Consider the following 18,392-nt stretch of genomic DNA (forward strand, 5'->3'; position numbering starts at 1 on the left):
AGATAAAGTCTCTTAGGTCCATAATCAAGATAAGTAATGTCCGTTGTGATTTTTTCTAATGGTTTCTTTGAATGAAATTTTCTGTCAATCAAGTTAGATGTTTTGAAATAAGCCGATCCTGGTCGATGTGCTTTTTTTGTTTTAACTCGACAATTCCAACCGTAGGTTTGCATAATTCGTTGAACAACCTTGTGATTAACTTGCATTTCTTTTCTAAGAAGAAATGTGATTTTTCGATAACCATAAGTATAATTATGTTCGTTGCAAAGTTCTTTAATACGTGCAACTCGGCTATCTTTTTTGTTACTTATCTTAGTCCAACGGTAATATGTGCTTCTAGGAATATTAAAATAATCGCATAACCAAGTGATTGAAACCTTTCCTTTAAACGAATCAACTAATTCTATAAATGTTTCAGCTTCCACTTCCTTTCCAACTCTTTGTATTTTTTTAAGACATCATTTTCCTGCTTTAAATACTTATTTTCCTGTTTCAATCGCTCTTCAGAACTTAGTTCCTCTCTTCCTTTACCATAACTGTATTGTTTACCTACTCCTTGTGAGAATCGATAAGATTCTCCTTTTCTGTACCATTGCCACCACGTGTTTACTTGTGTTCTATTTCTGACATTTAATTCTGACATGATTTCTCTAGTTGTTTTTCCTTCCAACTTCATTCGTATAGCTGCTTCTTTAACTTCTAATGGGTATGAAATTCGTTTAACCATAAAAATACACCTCCGTTTTCTTCATTTTACACGAATTCAACGGGGGTGTTTTTATATTTGTCTCAACCTATGGGGTCAGTTCACCCTATACTAGCTTGGTCTTTAGGACTCTTTTTTGACAGGGACTTCTCTTAGTTCACGACGTAAAATCTTACCAACATTATTTTTAGGCAACTCTGTCGTGAAATCAATTTTTTTAGGTACTTTATAAGCTGTTAAATGCTTTTGGGCAAATGCAATCAAGACTTTTTTAGCCGGCTCTTGACTATGGGGAACAACAACTAGTTTGACTGCCTCACCGGTTTTTTTATCAGGTACACCAATACATGCAACTTCTAAAATATCAGGATGAGCAACCATCACATCTTCAACTTCATTTGGATAAACATTAAAACCTGAAACTAAAATCATGTCTTTTTTCCGATCGACTAAGTTAACAAAGCCATCTGGACTAACAGTCGCAATATCACCTGTTGCAAAAAATCCTTGTTTGTCAAAAGCTTCCGCCGTGGCTTGTGGCCGTTGCCAATAATGAGTCATGACTTGAGGCCCTTTAATCCAAAGCTCCCCTTTCTCCCCTAAGCTTACTTCTTGGCCTAAGGTATTTCGAATACTAATATCGGTGTGGGGAATTGGCAAGCCAATTGAGCCTACACGATTTTGTTCATTCAAAGGATTCATACAAACGGCCGGACTTGTTTCAGTTAAGCCATAAGCTTCAATCAAAGGCTTGCCAGTCACTTCTTGCCACTTGTCGGCGACAACTTTTTGAACTGCCATGCCACCGGCAAACCCAAAGCGCCAACTATTAAAATCTAAGGAACTAAACTGATTATGATTTAATAAACCATTAAAAAGAGTATTGACACCTATTAAAATTGAAATTGGAAACTTCCTTAAAGTTTTAACGAAGTCATCTAATTCCCGTGGATTCGTGATTAAGATATTTAAGGCACCAAACATCGTAAATGTCATTAAATTAGCGGTTAATGAGAAGATATGATACAGCGGTAAGGCCGCCACAACAACTTCTCCACCTTTACGAATATCGCCTTTGATCCATTCCGAGACTTGGAGCATATTAGCGACAATATTACCGTGAGTTAAGACCGCCCCTTTAGCAACACCGGTAGTGGCACTAGTATATTGTAAGAAAGCCACATCCTCATGCGTTAACGTCGGTTCAACTTTTAAGAGACTTTTACCTTGTTTTAATATCTCTTTAAACTTTAAGTCATTAGGCAACTGGTAAGCTGGCACTAACTTTTTAAGGTGTCTGACTGCAAAATTAATCAGGGTTCCTTTTGGTCCTAATAAATCACCGACAGTCGTTGTTATCACATGTTTGATAGCTGTTTTTTCAATGACTTCTGCTAAGACATGGGCATAATTTTCTAAAATAATAATTGTCGTTGCCCCACTATCGATTAATTGATGTTCTAACTCCCTTGGGGTATACAAGGGGTTAATATTCACAACTGTTAATTCTGCTTGTAAAATTCCAAAGACTGCCACAGGATATTGTAATAAATTCGGCATCATTACGGCTACTCTTTGGCCTTTTTTTAGTTTTAAGTGGTAACGTAAATAGCTGCTAAAATCATCAACTAATTGCCCTGCTTCTGTATAAGAGAGGGTTTTACCCATATTATGATAAGCAGGTTTAACGCCATAGTTTTTGACACTTTCAGTAAACATCGCTGAAAGTGAGGGATAAGTAGCTAGTGAGATTTCATCTTTCACATCAGGAGGGTAACTTTCTAACCATATTTTCTCCATAATCTACTCCTCTTTTTTATAAATACTCGATTAAAGCCGCTGCTCCCATCCCGCCACCAATACATAGGCTGACGACACCGGTTTGCTCCTTCCGACGGCCTAATTCTGCTAATAATTTACTTGTTAAAATGGCTCCAGTTGCCCCTAATGGATGGCCTAGAGCAATAGCTCCACCATTGACATTGACTTTATCTGATGGCAGATTTAAGCTCTTAACTGCTAAAGCTGCTTGTGAAGCAAAAGCTTCATTAATTTCAAAAAGGTCAATCTCTTCTGGTTTGAGATTCCTTTTAGCTAAGAGACTCTCAATACTTTTAAGAGCCCCAACTCCCATAATTTTCGGATCTAAACCGACAATCGTAAAATCGACAAACTTAGCAATTGGTTGAAGCTTTAACTGTTCAACTAGTTCCCCAGACATTAGTACTAGCATCGCCGCTCCATCACTTGTTTGAGAGGAATTTCCGGCAGTGACACTGCCGCCTAGCTTAAAGGCTGGTTTCAATTGAGCTAATTTGTTCTGATCAGTTTCTGGGCGAATGCCTTGATCTTTTTTAAACTCACTTGGAACGAGCTGGTTATGACTATCTGGTAAATAAGCTGTTACTGGGATTATTTCTGTGAACTTTTCCTGCTCTTGGGCTTGCCAAGCTTTTTGATGGCTACTGACAGCAAACTCATCTTGCTCTTGACGACTGATTTGATACTGGTCAGCGACATTTTCCGCCGTAATGCCCATTGCCATATAGCTTTCCGGGTGGGTCTTAATTAAACTTGGATTTGGTGCGAAAGCTCCGCCCCCCATCGGTATGCGGCTCATAAATTCAACGCCACCTGCGACAACACAGTTAACATGACCAGCTTTAATATGACTGGCACCATCAGCTATCGTTTGTAAACTTGAAGCACAATAACGGTTGACTGTTTGTCCTGGCACGCTTTCTGGCAAACCACTGCGATCAGCAATGATTTTGGCTAAGTTAGTCCCTTGTTCTCCTTCAGGGAAGGCACAGCCAATGATAACATCTTCAATCAACTCGTAATTGAAGTCTGGGATTTGCTTTAAGACCCCCGTCAACACTTCACTAGCAACATCTTCTGGTCGTGTATAGCGCAAGGCGCCAGTTTGATTACTTTTGGCAATTGGCGAGCGACCGTAAGCGACAATATATGCTCCTCTTTTTTCCATTGATTTTCACCTTCTCCTTTAATTTCTCAAGGGTTTCCCCGTCTGCAACATCTGGGTAATTCTAGCTTCGCTCTTTTCTTCCTGACATAAAGCAATAAATAGTTCTTTTTCTAATTTTAAAAAGGCGTCTTCTGACAATTCGGAGCCTTTCACTAAGTTGCCTAAAGTCATTAACTCAGCTAAGGCCTGGCCGATTTTAAAATCGTGGTCAGAAATAAATTGCCCAGCTTGCAACTGTAGTAGTTGGGCAGTAAATAACGCATTGACGTCTTCGCCCATAGCTACCAAAGGATACTCGATAGCTGGTCTAAAACCAGCTTGGTTTTCAAAGATAACTTTGGCTTTGGCAACTCTCAGTAACTCTGCGTGATTCATCACAATCAGATCCTGGTCACGTAAGAAGGCTTTTTCTTTCGCTTGAAAGGCACTGCTCGAGACAAAACCGCTAAAGATGGTCGTAAAGTGTTCTCTTAAAAACTTTTCAGCGGGAACATCTGGTTCAAACCGTGCTTTTGCTAAACTCCGAGCTAACATTTCTTTCGTACCACCACCACCTGGAATTAAGCCTACACCAATTTCAACTAAACCGATATAAGATTCGGCATCTGCCACTACAAAAGGACTGTGTAACATTAATTCTGCGCCACCACCAAGGACTCGGCCATGAACGACAGTCACAACTGGCTTAGTAAAGTATTTAAGGCGTTTCGTTGTTTGTTGGAAATAATTAATTTCCCCCGTCACTTGTAACCAGCTATTGGTTTTAATGCCTGTTAACAGATCATAAAGGTTCGCACCTACTGAAAAGTTTTTACCTGGGGCGAAAATAACTAAGCCTTGGTTTGATGATTTTTCTAACTCATCTAAGACTTGATTCAACTCTTGAAACAACTCGTTTGTAATCGTATTATGGCGGGTATTAATTTTAAAACCTAACACATTATCTCCTAAGTCAATAATCGTTGCCCCTGAGGTTTCTTTAATAATTTCAGCTCCTGGCAAATCAACATCAACTTCCTTAGCGCCTGGGTAGAAGGCTTCTTGCCGCTCTTTAACCCAACTAGGTAGAGTTAAACCGGCCTTTTCAATGTTCTCAATCACCCGGTCTTTTCCTAACATATCCCACATTTTAAAGATGCCAACTTCCCAGTTAAAGCCCCAGACAAGAGCTCGATCAATTTCCAGGAAGTCATCACTAATTTCCGGAATCGCATTGGCACTATACCACATCATATTTCGGAGACTTTCCCAGCTAAACTGAGCATAAGCGTCTTCTTGGTGGGTAAATAGATACTCGACTTTTTCTGCCAATGACAACTTTTTAGTTGCTTTTAGAATCGGCAGTTCCGCCGCCTTTACAGGCAAGTATTCCTGCTTGTCTTGGCTATACTCTAACAAGCCAAGTTTGGGATCTTTGCGATAAAAACCACTACCAGTTTTTTGCCCTAAGAATTGCTGTTTGACTAATGTTGTTAAAATTTCTGGCAATTCAAATAAATCACGGTCTTGATGACTTTCCATATTTTTAGCAACATTTGCTAGAATGTCTAAACCAACTAAGTCACCAGTACGAAAAGTCCCAGCTTTTGGCCGTCCTATGAGTTGACCGGTTAAAGCATCTACAGTGCTGAGACTAAACCCGGCTGCTGGTCCTCGTCTTAAACTATCTAAAGTTGCAAAGACGCCTAAGCGATTGCCAATAAAGTTAATCGTATCTTTGGCAATAATCACTCCTTTACCTAAGCGGACTTCTGCGAAGGCTTTCATAAAAGCAACTAGCTGGAGCTGGGTCGACGGCAGTGGAATTAGTTCTAGTAAGCGCATAAAACGTGGCGGATTGAAAAAATGCATGCCCATAAAGCGCTCTTGTCGCTGAGAACTTAAGTTAGCAGCAACTTGAGCAATTGGGATGCCTGAAGTATTAGTCGCCATAATAGCTTTTTTCTTAGCAAATTTATCAGCAATTTCCCAAACATCATGTTTGATTTTCAAGTCTTCTGCTACTGCCTCAATAATTAAATCGGCTTTTTTCAACCATTTTTTAGGATTTTCCAAGTTACCAATTGTGATCAGTTGTAACTTATCTTTTGACATTAACTCACGATTGTTAGGCTTAGCTAGTTCTTTTAGCGCCTGACTGCCTAATGAATCAGGTTGTTCTGAATCAACTACTCGGTCTAGTAAAGCAACTTTCATTCCTGCATTAGCGAAATGAGCAGCTATTTGTCGTCCCATGACTCCTGCACCAAGAACTGTGACATTTTTGATAATTGGCATTGTCATTCCTGTTTCCTCCTCTACTTCCAAAACGATAGTTTACAATTATTCACTAAACAAAGGCTGGGTAACCAGTCAATTTTCGGCCAACAATTAAGGCATTCATTTCATGGGTTCCTTCATAAGAGTAAATACCTTCTGCATCGGCAAAAAAGCGAGCCACATCATTTTCAAGAACAATCCCATTACCACCGCAAACTTCTCTAGCTAAAGCAACGGTTTCCCGTAAACGGAGGGCGTTATGCATTTTAGTTAAGGAAGAATTGACGTCTTCATAAATACCTGCTTCTTGAATTTGGGCAATTCCTACTGAATAACTCATACAAGCAGTAACATTGGCTTGCATCGTTGCTAACTTAGCTTGGACTAATTGGAAAGATCCTAAAGGTTTACCAAATTGTTCACGGCTTTTAACATAGCGTTGAGCTGCTTCCAAGGCGCCTGCAGCCGCCCCCGTTGCCATATGACCAACTTCTGAACGGGTAACCCCTAAAATTTTCGAAATGTCTTTAAAAGAACGAGATTTAGTCAACAAACGGTCTTCATCAATGACGACATTATCAAAAGTGATGTTCGTATTTTGTAAAATTCGTAAAGCTATTTTTTGGGGAATCACTTCAATCGTAATCCCTGGGGCTGTCCTCGGTACAATGAAAGCTTTTACTTGGCCATCAGTTAAGTCCCGGGCAAAGACAGCAATTTCATCAGCTGTATTTGCGCCACCTATCCAGCGTTTTTCACCATTAATGACCCATTCGTCATCAATTTTTTCTGCCGTTGTTGCTAAACCGCCAGAAATATCCGACCCGTGCTCTGGCTCAGTTAACGCAAAGCAACCTTGAGTCGCCATAGTCATAGCTGGTTTGGCCCAACGTTCTAGTTGTTCTTCATCAGCTAAAGCTAATAATGTATTTAAATATAAACCACCGTGAACCCCAATAAATGTCGTAAAAGATGGGTCGACTTTAGCTAGTTCAAAATCTCTAAAAAAAGTAAAAATCTCCCGGGTTTTATAAGGGCTAGCCGTTTCTTCAAAGAGGACTGGATCATCCATTACACCCGTAGCAACAAAATCAGTTAGTAAGTGGTAAGGAAACTCTGCTCGCTCCCATAAATCCGCTAATTCAGGTTGTAACTTGGTTTCTAAAAATGTTCTCAAACGTTTCAAAACGGCAAACTCTCCATCAGTTAATTGATTGGCATAACCAAACAAATCCAGCGGGTAAAAAGCTTTTAAAGCTCCCCTTCGTTCATCTTTCATAAAGACACACTCCTCATTTTAGTTAGTATAAAAAGACTAGTCATTTGCCAATAGTAGCGGGTTGTCTTTATTATAATCTGCTAAAAGTAAGGTGTCGTTTCCATTTTTTCTGACTATGATAGAAAAAAAATCAACAAATTTCCCCTGAGTTTGTTAATTTAAAAGTTAATATTACCTATAATCAAACCTAATCTAAAAGAACGTATTATTACACCTAATTCATTCAATCAGTAAAATTGATTTCTCAAAAAAATAACGGTAACATAATTATTGTAGTAATCGTTAACCGCTTTCAAAACACGCTAATAAGGAGGTATAATATGAATTGGCAACACTTAATGTATTTTTTAAAAGTCGCTGAATACGAAAGTTTTTCTCAAGCTGCCGAAAGTCTTTTCATTACAACTTCAGCCTTAAGTAAAGCGATTAGCAATTTAGAAAGTAAGCTTGAAGTGCCGCTGTTTAAGAAAGTTGGTCGGAACATTCAATTGACCAAATATGGTAAGATTTTCTTGGCCTACGTGACCGTTGCTTATAAAGAGATTAGTGAAGGCGTGGCAGTCATCCAAAATATGGCTGATCTTAAAACTGGGACTGTTGACATCAGCTGTATTTTTTCCGTTGGCTCATACTACATTCCTGGTTTTCTTGACTATCTCAGCCAACAAAGTCCCCTCCTCAATTTTAATCTGGCTCAAGGACACAATAAACAAGTGTTAGATGATGTTGTTGCCGGTAAGTCAGATATTGGCTTTTGTGGCGAATTTCGACTTGAGGGCCCTCATGCCAGCCTAAATCGACAAGCCTTATACAACGAAGAAGTTATTTTAATTGTGCCTGAAAATCACTCACTAGCTGCTAAAGAAGCTGTCACTTTTAAGGAGATAAAAGATCAAGTATTTGTCAGCTATAGCGCCGGTACCGGCATTATTCATGACATTGAGTCAACAATTAGTAAAAAAGGCTACCACAATTTTTCCTTTAAAACCTCCATTCAAGCTAACGAAGAATTAAGTATGATTAATTTAGTTAAAGCAGGTCTGGGAATTGCCTTTGTGATTGATGTGCCAGCTGCTCATTTACCAGGAATCAAAATTATTCGCCTAATCGATTTGTACATTATTCGGACGATTTATCTCGTCTGGAATCAAGACAATCCCCTGACAACCGCTGCGAAACTCGTTAAAAATGCCGCTTTAAACTACACTCAAACCCACTTAGAAAACAGTGAAAGTCACCTTTATCCAACTTCCCCAGCCTCATTAAATCGCAAAGTCCCCTCTGACCTTAGTCGACTGACTAACTTAGAAAGGATCCTATGAATAATCAAAATATATTAATTAAATCAGAACCAGCAATTATGACTATTTCCCTCAACACTCCCCATAATATGAATGCTCTGAATGAAAGCCTCCTGACAGAACTGCATCAAGCCTTAATTTACGCTAAAAATCAGGAGGGTGTAAAAGTCGTCATCATCAATAGTACGAGTAACGCCTTTAGCAGTGGGGGTGATCTCTTAGCGATGTCTCAAGGGTTAGCTTCTTCTGCAGCTGATCAGCAATTTCAGGCTCTCCTAAGGCTCTTAACAGAGATTACTTTAGAAATTAAAAAAACGTCTCAAATTGTGATTGCCGCAATTAGCGGACCGGCTGCAGGGGCTGGTTTTAATTTAGCTTTAGCCGCTGATTTTTTGATTGCCGCCGAAACGGCAACTTTCAGTCAAGCTTTTGTCAAAGTTGGGCTAATTCCCGATGCTGGCGGGTTGTACCTTCTTTCAAAAGCCATCGGTAGTACCCGGGCCATGAATCTTGCCTTGACTGGGACAACTCTTTCAGCTAAAGAAGCTTATAGTTTAGGGATTATTTTTCAATTAACGAGTAAAGAAACCTTAGCTTTAGAAGTCGATAATTTAGCAAAAAAACTTAGTCGCGGGCCAGCTGTGGCTTTTCACGAAATGAAAGCCTTGATTTATGAGACCACTTTCCACGATTTTGAAAGTTATTTAGGAAAGGAAGCCACTGCTCAACTTCGCTGCAGCCATACTTCTGATTTTAAAGAAGGGGTCACTGCCTTTTTAGAAAAACGTCTACCACAATTTAAGTAAGGAGAACATATGAAAACAAAAATAACTGAACTATTCGACATTAAGTACCCGATTATTCAAGGTGCCCTCCAATATTTATCGATGACTGATTTAGCTGTAGCTGTCTCTGAAGCTGGTGGTCTGGGGACAATTCCTGCGATGTCTTTTCGGCAACCAGAAGAGTTACGCTCAGCGATTCGCGAGATTAAAGAACGAACGTCAAAGCCTTTTGCCGTAAATATTTCGATGTTACCAGAAGTCGTCATCGATAGTTTAACGAAGTCTTTTATCGAAGTTGTGATTAAAGAACAAGTCCCAATTGTTGAAACGTCTGGACGAAGCCCCCAAGGATTAGTGCCGATTTTTAAAGATCATGGTTTAATTTGTACCCACAAAGTGTCAACGTTAAAACACGCCAAAAAAGCCCAAGACTTGGGCGTCGATGCTGTAACTATTGTCGGCTATGAGTGTGGTGGCCACCCTGGAATCCATGACGTTACGAGTAGTATCTTTTTCGCCAAAGCCGTCAGTGAGCTTACTATCCCAATTATCGGCGCTGGCGGAATTTGTGATGGTAAAAGTTTTTACAGCGCCATGTCTTTAGGTGTGGATGGTGTCATGTTAGGAACTCGCTTCTTAGCCTCAAGAGAAGTTAAAACTTCTCCTGAATTTCGGGAAACGTTATTAAAGATTCAAGAACATCAAACTGTTTTAACTTTACAATCTTTAAATAATGCCATGCGTGTTTATCACAATCCCCTAGCTGAAAAAATCTTACAACTTGAAGCTGATGGGGCAACACTAGCTGAATTAATGCCTTATATTTCAGGGATTAAATCATTCAAAGCGATGGAAAGTGGCCAAATTGATGAGGCCCAGATCGTTGTTGGCCAAGCAATCGGTCGAATTAATGAGATTCTACCGGCCAGTGAGATTATCAACGAATTAATGACTGGCTTTCAAACTAGTCATCAGCAGATGAATGTGTTGGCGACTTAAAGTAAATTGCTAATAAAAAAGACGATTAATATTAATCGTCTTTTTTACTATTAGTGATAGAAATCAAAGCGGCCTTTTTTCAGTAAAACTTTTGGTGAACCGACTTGTAATAATGATTTATCAACAATTCCTTTTTTCATGACTGAGGCTGTCCAGCCTTTCCAATCCCGGTTAAATGAATGACCAATTCCGTCATTGTTACCAATGGAAGCAACTGTTCCTAATGATTTAAAAGTGAAGCTCTTAAGTTCTTGGTTAGCGAATTGAGCGACGATGTTTTCAACAACTAAGTCGGCTTGAGCTAGGGCAATTTGGGCCGTTGTTGGATAAGGACGACCATTTGCTTCGTCCATCACTGCACTAACATCACCAATCATAAAGATTTCAGGATAATTAGTTACTGTTAAGTTTGGTTCAACCATTACGCGACCACGACGTTCATCAAAGCCAGAGGCACCAATCACGCTACTGCCACGTACGCCAGTTGTCCAAATAATCGTATTGGCTGCAACTTCTTTAAGCTCACCATTCTCTTCATAAACAACCGCTTGGGCTTTAATTTCTTTAATCGGCGTGCCAACGATAAAGTCAACTCCCCGTTTTTTCAAGACATTAACGCCGTAATCAGATAGATTACCAGAGAACATTGGTAGTAATTTTGGCATTGCTTCAATACAAGTGATTTTAACTTCTGACATTGGGAAGTTATATTTATCAGCTAATTTAGGCAAACGATTTGTGATTTCTCCTAAGTATTCAATACTTGTAAAACCAGCACCACAAACAACAATGCTTAAGTCTTTAAGATCTTGTGATTTTTGGTAGTTTTGGATGTTCTTATCTAATTGAGCTAAGGCTGCTTCAGCTGTTTTAATATCAACTAAAGGCCAACCAAATTCATCAACGCCTTTAATCCCAAATGATTCTGATTCAAAACCTAAAGCGACAACTAATTTGTCATAATCAACAGTTTTTCCTGATTCTAAAGTAATAACTTTAGTTTCTTTATCAATCATCGTTACTGTGTCTTTAATAAAATTAACTTTTTTGGCATCAATAACGTCTTTAATATCAAAAGAAATTTTGCTGGCTGGCTGTGTTCCAGCAGCGACCTCATGTAATTGCGTTGCTTCATAGTGATAATCATTTTTGTTGATTAAAGTAATTGTCGCCTCTAAGTTTTTTTTCTGTAACCCTTTCACAGTTTTCAGACCAGCATAGCCAGCTCCTAGGACAACGATTTGTGTTTTACTCATTCTCTTTTTTCCTCCCAATAATAGTCCAGACTCTCGTAATAATCGTGGGCTTTCTTTCATTTAAACCTGTTTTTTTGAACCAAGTATCCTTTACACAATTATATTAAAACATGTTTTTCACAAAAAAGAAAATAATCTGTTTGCATTATGTGAAAACTGTTATAGTTATTTTGTTCTTTTCTTCACTAATTAGCGTTATATCAGTAAAACACACGATAAAAACTTTATCTAAATACTAAATAAAGTTACTGAATATTCCCTCTTTGCTTATAATAAAAAGACCTTTATTACAACCCTTATTCAACAGTTTGTGAAAAAAAAGCAACCTAAATTGTCTAGGTTGCTTTTTTGAATTATAACTCTGAAATAACAGTAGTTGGTTTTTGACGCCACAACAATGTCATGGCGAAACTCACTGTTAAAATAACTACTACAACATAATAAGGGTAGTGGGAATCCAAGTCTAACAATGTTCCTGATAAAATTGGTCCTACGATATTACCGACACTAGTTAGGGCTGAGTTAATGCCACTAACAGAGCCTTGATTGTCACCAGCGTGTTTTGATAAAAAGGTCGTGATTGCTGGTCTAATTAAATCAAAGGCTAAAAATACAACAAAGGTACAAATTAAAACTGTCCAGTAGCCGGTTGAAAAAACTAATCCAAGTACAAAAATAGCACTTAATAATAAACAAATTCTTATTAAACCAATCTCGCCTAGACGCTTCACCATACCATCAAAAAAGACTAACTGGGCAATTAAGGCAAAAACACCACTGACAGTAATTACTACTGCGATGTCTCGAACCGTAAAGCCATAATTGAGATCAACATAAATACTATAAATCGATTCAAAGGCTGCTAAACCAAAAGCATTCACTAAAATGATTAAGAAAGGAAAACTTAAGGCTGGCATTAACAAGACTTCTTTAAAACTAGATTTTGGGACAACTTCCAGACTTTCAGCTTTCACTGGTTCCTTTAGAAAGACTAAGGCAAAGCCGAAGCCAATTAAACCGAGAATACTAGCAACGAAGAAGGGCACTCGAGTACCGATATCCCCTAAAAATCCGCCAATCCCGGGACCGATAATAAACCCACCACTAATGGCACCTGACACCCAGCCCATGGCTTTTGGTCGTTCTTCAATCGTTGTTACGTCTGCCACAAAGGCCATCACTGAGGGCATGATTAACGCTGCAGCTAAGCCGCCTAGTAGCCTTGAAAGATATAAAACTGAGACAACTTGTCCCATTCCGTATAATAGCTCTGAAATTGAATAGACTAACATACCAATGACAATCATTTTTTTCGTCCAAACATATCTGAAAAACGGCCGGCAATTGGCGAACAGATTAACTGAGCAACAGCAAAAGCTGCCACTAGATAGCCCATCGTTTGACCGGATAAATTCATTTTGTGCATAAATGTCGGCATAACTGGAATAACTAACCCGATTCCTAAAAAGACGACAAAAAGATTAGCAATGACTATTAAAATCATTTGCTTTGACTCCTTATTCCCCATAACAACAACTCCTTCAATAATTTACTTTAATCTTTCATATTATGCCTTTAAACTGTGCTTTGAGCAAGAAAATAAGACTCACTCTGCTACTTTTTTTAATTTGTTTATTATTAAATAACAAACAAAAAAAGAGCCACTCCTGAAAGCTAGTCTCTTTTTTAAAATAATTGCTGAATAAAATTACACACTTGGAATTTGTTCTTGCGGATTAAAATCATAACTTCTTTGATGCCATTCTAAAGGATAACCAAATTTTGATAACTCGTTGAATTCACGATACGTAGCAATCTGCCCTTCAAAAATCCCTTCCATGCCAGGTAACTCCGCTAAATCTTGGGGCATCATAAAATTAGCTGGTTTCGGTAAATTAATCGACGTACATTCCCTAATTAATGTCGCCGCAAACTCTGAACAAAAATAATAGTCGGCTCGAGTAATGTTCATACCCCAGCTTAAAAAAACTAAACCTAAAAAATTGTAACGTAATTCTGATTGGCGGCCTTCAAATTCTCTGACTAAATGCCTAGTTCTCAAAAACTCAGCCTCACTAACAGCTAAGCGATAAATGCTACAAGTTGCTTCTGTGAAAAGTCCCGTTGCCATGTCTTCCTGGACAAAGCCCCCTATTAAAGGATTGTGAATTTCTTTCCGCCCAAAACTATAAACTTCTGACAAATCTTGTTCAAAAGAGATTGAGACATGATTGTACTTATTTCTTGTGTATAAACCAATTGTCCTAGATAATACCGACGTTGTCGATGAGTGTATAAAGTAAATATATTTTGACATACCCTTTTCCCCTATTCATTTTTCTCTTATCTCTATCTTATTTGATTGTCAACAAAAAAACATCACACTTTGGTCTGATTTTTTACTCAGCCTGTCTTTTTTTCCGACTGTTAGACTTTCAGTTCCAACTCTTTATCATCTTTGTTATAATGACAAAAAAGGAGGGAAATCTATGTATTATAACACTGAATTGACCATAAAAAAACAATTATCTGAAAATGTTTTCCCAGGTGCCGTGTTCGCTTTTGTTAAAAAAGGTGAAACTTATCAACAAGCCTTAGGGTCTGCTGCCTTATTGCCAACTCAGCGACCAATGACTAAAGAGACGTTGTTTGATGTGGCCTCTTTAACTAAAATGATTGGTACGAACACCCTGATTTTAAAATTATTAGAAGCCGGTCAGTTAAAATTAGATGACCCGTTAAAAAAACATTTGCCTGAGTTTGCTGATTCCCTTGTGACAATTCGGCACTTACTGACTCATACTTCTGATATTAATCCTTATATCAAAAATCGTGATCAATTAACTGCTGAACCTTTGAAGGAAGCTCTGCTAGCTTTAACTTCCGGTGAGTTAATTGGAAACAAGTGTCTTTATACAGATACTGGGACACTTTTATTAGGTTTTCTAATTGAAAAATTAACTGGTCAACCTGTTCAAACCGTTATTACAAACGAAGTCTTAGGCCCTTTAGGTATGACTAGCAGTGGCTTCACACCTACTTGCTCTGACATTGCAGCTACTGAGGATCACCCATTACGTGGGGTTATCTGCGGGACTGTCCATGATCCGAAAGCTTTTGTCTTAGGTGAAAAATGTGGAAGTGCTGGTTTATTTTCAACGTTAGATGATTGCTTACTCTTTTGCCAAATGATGTTAGCTGGTGGAACAACTGCTACCGGTCAAAGGCTATTGCAAGCTCAGACCATTGACCAACTTTTTGCCGACCACAGCCCAAACCAATCATTTAACCGTTCCTTAGGTTGGGACTTAAAATATGATCTCGCTTCTCAAGAGGCGATCCTTTTCCATACTGGTTATACTGGCACTTTTTTGCTGATTGATAAAAAAGCTCAAGAAGCCTTTGTTTTCCTTTCAAATCGGCTTCATCCGGAAGATAATCGTCAAGCTTACTTACTTAAACGCCAGGAACTTCTTGATATATATTTACAAGAAAAAGCCCAACTCAGTTAATTTATGCTATACTATTTTTGAACTCAAATAGAGAGGAAGATTCGATTGACAGAACCTTTATTTTTAAATCCAGTATTTCAAGAAAAGATTTGGGGTGGAAATCGCCTAGAAACAGTTTTCAATTATGAGATTCCTAGTAACAAAACTGGGGAATGTTGGGCGATTAGTGCTCATCCTAATGGGACATGTAGCATTCAAAATGGCCCTTATAAAGGCCAAAAATTAGATTACTTGTGGCAAAGCCAACCGGACTTATTTGGTGGCAGTCACGGCGACGTCTTTCCACTATTAACTAAAATTCTCGATGCAGCTGATGACTTATCAGTCCAAGTTCATCCTGACGATGCCTACGGTTTAAAACATGAAGGCGAATTAGGGAAAACAGAATGTTGGTATGTGATTGCCGCTGACCCTGGGGCCGAAATTATCTACGGTCATCACGCTAAAACGAAAGAAGAACTAGCGACGATGATTGCTGAAGGTCAATGGGACAACTTATTACGCCGAATTCCCGTTAAACAAGGGGATTTCTTCTACGTCCCAAGTGGCACGATTCATGCCATTGGCAGTGGTATTATGATTTTAGAAACCCAACAAAGCAGTGATACAACTTACCGCGTCTATGACTATGATCGGACCGACGACCAAGGGAACTTAAGAGAATTACACGTTGCCCAATCAGTAGCAGTAACAACTGTTCCTCACCTTGATCCAACGCCTGAAATTAAAGAAACGATGATCGGTTCATCTAAAATTACTCAGTTTGTTAAGACACCCTTCTTCACAGTCTACGAATGGCTCGTTGATGGCAGTCTTGACTTAAAGCAACAAGGTCTTTACACTCTAGTCAGTGTGATTGATGGCGCTGGTGAATTAGTCATTGAATCGGCTGCTTCTACTAAAAAATACGCAATTTCCAAAGGGTCTCATTTTATTTTACCGAATGACCTTAAATCATGGACATTAACTGGTCAGATGCAATTAATCGCTTCTGAGCCTGGCGAAGAATAGAAAAAAACCACTTAAAGCTTCGGCTTTAAGTGGTTTTTTTTTAGACTTCTGTTAACTCGTCTTCTTCGTTCATGTCCTCTTCATCAGATGAAAAATCACTGACTAAAATTTGGGTTAACGGTTGGCACTTCTGATGATCCCGTCCAACTAAACTTAAAGGGACATGTTCCATAATCACATCACTATATTCTAATCCAAACCAACGAGCTGGTGAGGTCGTAATCGTTTTAATTGCTAATTTGGCTTGCATGACTAACCGATCTAAATTACTTAAATCAGTCACTCGCGATAACTCTTCACGAATTAAGACGAAACAAAAATCGCCAACTTGACGGCCTTCTGTAATCGTATATTTCTGAGGTTGTTTTGGTAATTTGCCTTGTTCCATTAAATCTCGAACAATTTGACGTAAATAAATATTAACATCTTGATTCATCCGGAAGCCTAAGCGTAACTGAACGTTGACAATGTAATCAGTGTTCATCATATCCACATGATACTCTTTGGTAAATGGTTCATCAGTAACAAAGACATTGACAAACCAATACGCTTTCGCTTTTTTCGGTTTTTTATCTAAGATTGAATACATGATTTCGCGACCAATTTTATGTTTCTTTAAGTTATCCGTTAAGAAAACCACATTTGTTTGATACAAAGGCACTGTTTCATCTTTCCGTAACTCATTTAATTGCTCAACGTAGTCATATAAAGAAACTCGATGAGACATTCGCTCTTTAATAATTGAGCCTTTTTCCCAGATAACCATGACTAATAAAATGACCGCTGCAATAAAGACGGCAACGAATCCGCCATGGAAAAACTTAGTCGCACTTGAAATAAAGAAGATTGTTTCAATCGCTCCAAAGAAGATGAAAATACCGAAAGAAAGGATTTTCGGTAAACCTTTTTGCAGTAAGTAAAATAATAGGAGCACTGTTGTCATTAGCATTGTCACCGTAATTGCCAAACCATAAGCTGCTTCCATCTTAGCAGATGTTTTAAAGAATAAGACAATTAAAACACAGGTTACAAATAAAATCATATTAACTACGGGAATGTATAACTGACCTTTTTTATTTGTCGGATAAACAATCTTAAACCGTGGCAGTAATCTCAGTTTGACTGCCTCTGAAACTAAAGTATAGGAACCGGAAATTAATGCTTGAGAAGCAATGACAGCTGCAATTGTCGCAAAGATTACCCCAAAGACAGCAATATTTTCTGGCATCATCCGGAAAAAAGGATTTAGCATTTCGATATTTTGGTAATAAGCATCTTCTTTTACGCGAATAATCCAAGCTGCTTGGCCGAAGTAATTCAATAGTAAACACATCTTGATATATGGCCAGCTACCTAAAATATTTTTACGACCAACATGGCCCATGTCAGAATACAAAGCTTCCGCCCCAGTTGTTGCTAGAAATACACTTCCTAAAATGAAGATTCCCGCTTTATTTTCAGGGCTTGTTAATAATCTCAAGGCATAATAAGGATTAATGGCTTTTAAAACCATTGGATTATCAATAAAATTCAATAAACCAATGCCACCAATAAAAGTAAACCAGCCTAACATCACTGGACCAAAAGCTTTACCTACCCGCTCAGTCCCAAACCGTTGAATCATAAACAAGACACAAATAATCGCAATTGTAATTATAATAATCACATTTTGATTGTTGCCAAAAATATTGAAGAAGGAAGGGATTCCCCGTAAGCCTTCAATGGCAGTAGTAATTGTCACTGCAGGTGTTAAGACCCCATCGGCTAACAAGGCCGCCCCACCAATCATCGCTGGTATAATTAAATAGCGACTGACCTTTCTAACAAGGGTATACAGAGAAAAAATACCACCTTCACCGTGGTTGTCGGCTTTTAAGGCAATCATCACGTACTTAACTGTTGTTAATAAGGTTAAGGTCCAAACAATCAAAGAAACTGCCCCAATAATAAAGTCTTCTGAGACTCTCGCCAGGCCACCATTGCCTTCAATAATAGCTTTCATTACGTACAAGGGACTTGTACCAATATCGCCATAAACAACACCCATTGCCACAAGGGCACCACCCATTTTAAATTTATCAAGTTGGTGGCTTGAATCTACTTTTTTCATTTTTTCCTTCCTCCTAGGGACGTTCTATTTGTTTCCATAAAAAGGGACCTGCATATTGAGCATCGCTCAATACACAGGTCTCGCTATTTCATCTTAGACCAGCACCGTAAAACGGTACTTGCTGTTGATCTAAAAACACAGCAAAATTTAAAAGTTCAAAAACCTTCTAAACCTTGTCATGTCAG

Annotated in this window: 14 protein-coding genes and 1 pseudogene; 5 read left to right on the top strand and 10 right to left on the bottom strand. The window is 38.5% G+C overall.

All coding sequences use genetic code 11. The annotated features are described in order from the left end of the window. From CBF35_RS09985 to CBF35_RS10010, 6 genes are all read right to left on the bottom strand, one after another. On the bottom strand, positions 1-425 hold a 425-nt coding region (locus CBF35_RS09985), incomplete at its 3' end, for an IS3 family transposase (RefSeq protein WP_148112182.1). Beyond that, entirely contained in the window at positions 404-727 is a 324-nt protein-coding gene (locus CBF35_RS09990; RefSeq protein ID WP_126780708.1) for a helix-turn-helix domain-containing protein, read from the bottom strand. The genes CBF35_RS09985 and CBF35_RS09990, both read right to left, overlap by 22 nt. A 102-nt stretch (positions 728-829) precedes the next feature. Continuing rightward, entirely contained in the window at positions 830-2,506 is a 1,677-nt protein-coding gene (locus CBF35_RS09995) for an AMP-binding protein (RefSeq protein ID WP_126780710.1), read from the bottom strand. Between the two features lie 16 nt (positions 2,507-2,522). Next, complete coding sequence (locus CBF35_RS10000; protein ID WP_126780712.1) at positions 2,523-3,695, bottom strand: thiolase family protein; 1,173 nt, start codon at positions 3,693-3,695, stop codon at positions 2,523-2,525. Positions 3,696-3,713: 18 nt separating this feature from the next. Beyond that, on the bottom strand, positions 3,714-5,978 hold the full coding sequence (locus CBF35_RS10005; protein WP_126780714.1) for a 3-hydroxyacyl-CoA dehydrogenase/enoyl-CoA hydratase family protein: 2,265 nt from the start codon (positions 5,976-5,978) through the stop codon (positions 3,714-3,716). A gap of 46 nt (positions 5,979-6,024) precedes the next feature. Next, complete coding sequence (locus tag CBF35_RS10010; RefSeq protein ID WP_126780716.1) at positions 6,025-7,233, bottom strand: acyl-CoA dehydrogenase family protein; 1,209 nt, start codon at positions 7,231-7,233, stop codon at positions 6,025-6,027. A 320-nt stretch (positions 7,234-7,553) separates the two neighbouring features. Here CBF35_RS10010 and CBF35_RS10015 point away from each other — a divergent pair, with 320 nt between their 5' ends. From CBF35_RS10015 to CBF35_RS10025, 3 genes are read left to right on the top strand one after another with little or no spacing between them, the layout of a single operon-like run. Further along, entirely contained in the window at positions 7,554-8,555 is a 1,002-nt protein-coding gene (locus CBF35_RS10015; RefSeq protein WP_126780718.1) for a LysR family transcriptional regulator, read from the top strand. Further along, positions 8,552-9,340, top strand: coding sequence for an enoyl-CoA hydratase/isomerase family protein (locus CBF35_RS10020; protein WP_126780720.1), 789 nt, complete (start codon positions 8,552-8,554; stop codon positions 9,338-9,340). The genes CBF35_RS10015 and CBF35_RS10020 overlap by 4 nt, the downstream gene beginning before the upstream one ends. Before the next feature lie 9 nt (positions 9,341-9,349). Next, the gene (locus tag CBF35_RS10025) at positions 9,350-10,318 is read left to right on the top strand and encodes an NAD(P)H-dependent flavin oxidoreductase (RefSeq protein WP_126780722.1); all 969 of its coding nucleotides are present in this window, start codon (positions 9,350-9,352) and stop codon (positions 10,316-10,318) included. 50 nt (positions 10,319-10,368) lie between these two features. On the opposite strand, the gene CBF35_RS10030 is transcribed toward CBF35_RS10025, so the two are convergent. From CBF35_RS10030 to CBF35_RS10040, 3 genes and pseudogenes are all read right to left on the bottom strand, one after another. Further along, positions 10,369-11,574 carry an NAD(P)/FAD-dependent oxidoreductase gene (locus tag CBF35_RS10030; protein ID WP_126780724.1) on the bottom strand — a complete coding sequence of 402 codons (1,206 nt, stop codon included), beginning with the start codon at positions 11,572-11,574 and terminating at the stop codon, positions 10,369-10,371. 353 nt (positions 11,575-11,927) lie between these two features. Then, a pseudogene (locus tag CBF35_RS10035) lies at positions 11,928-13,102 on the bottom strand (MFS transporter). Positions 13,103-13,282: 180 nt separating this feature from the next. Then, entirely contained in the window at positions 13,283-13,891 is a 609-nt protein-coding gene (locus CBF35_RS10040) for a hypothetical protein (protein ID WP_126780726.1), read from the bottom strand. Between the two features lie 172 nt (positions 13,892-14,063). On the opposite strand from CBF35_RS10040, the gene CBF35_RS10045 reads away from it, so the two are divergent. Both CBF35_RS10045 and manA read left to right on the top strand, forming a co-directional pair. Beyond that, a complete protein-coding gene (locus CBF35_RS10045) occupies positions 14,064-15,086 on the top strand; it encodes a serine hydrolase domain-containing protein (RefSeq protein ID WP_126780728.1) in 1,023 nt (340 codons plus the stop codon). A gap of 45 nt (positions 15,087-15,131) precedes the next feature. After that, entirely contained in the window at positions 15,132-16,097 is a 966-nt protein-coding gene (manA, locus tag CBF35_RS10050; RefSeq protein ID WP_126780730.1) for a mannose-6-phosphate isomerase, class I, read from the top strand. 40 nt (positions 16,098-16,137) lie between these two features. On the opposite strand, the gene CBF35_RS10055 is transcribed toward manA, so the two are convergent. After that, entirely contained in the window at positions 16,138-18,207 is a 2,070-nt protein-coding gene (locus CBF35_RS10055; protein ID WP_126780732.1) for a KUP/HAK/KT family potassium transporter, read from the bottom strand. Positions 18,208-18,392 lie beyond the last annotated feature (185 nt).

Origin of the sequence: Vagococcus salmoninarum (genome assembly GCF_003987495.1) — a bacterium.
Classification (GTDB): domain Bacteria; phylum Bacillota; class Bacilli; order Lactobacillales; family Vagococcaceae; genus Vagococcus_D; species Vagococcus_D salmoninarum.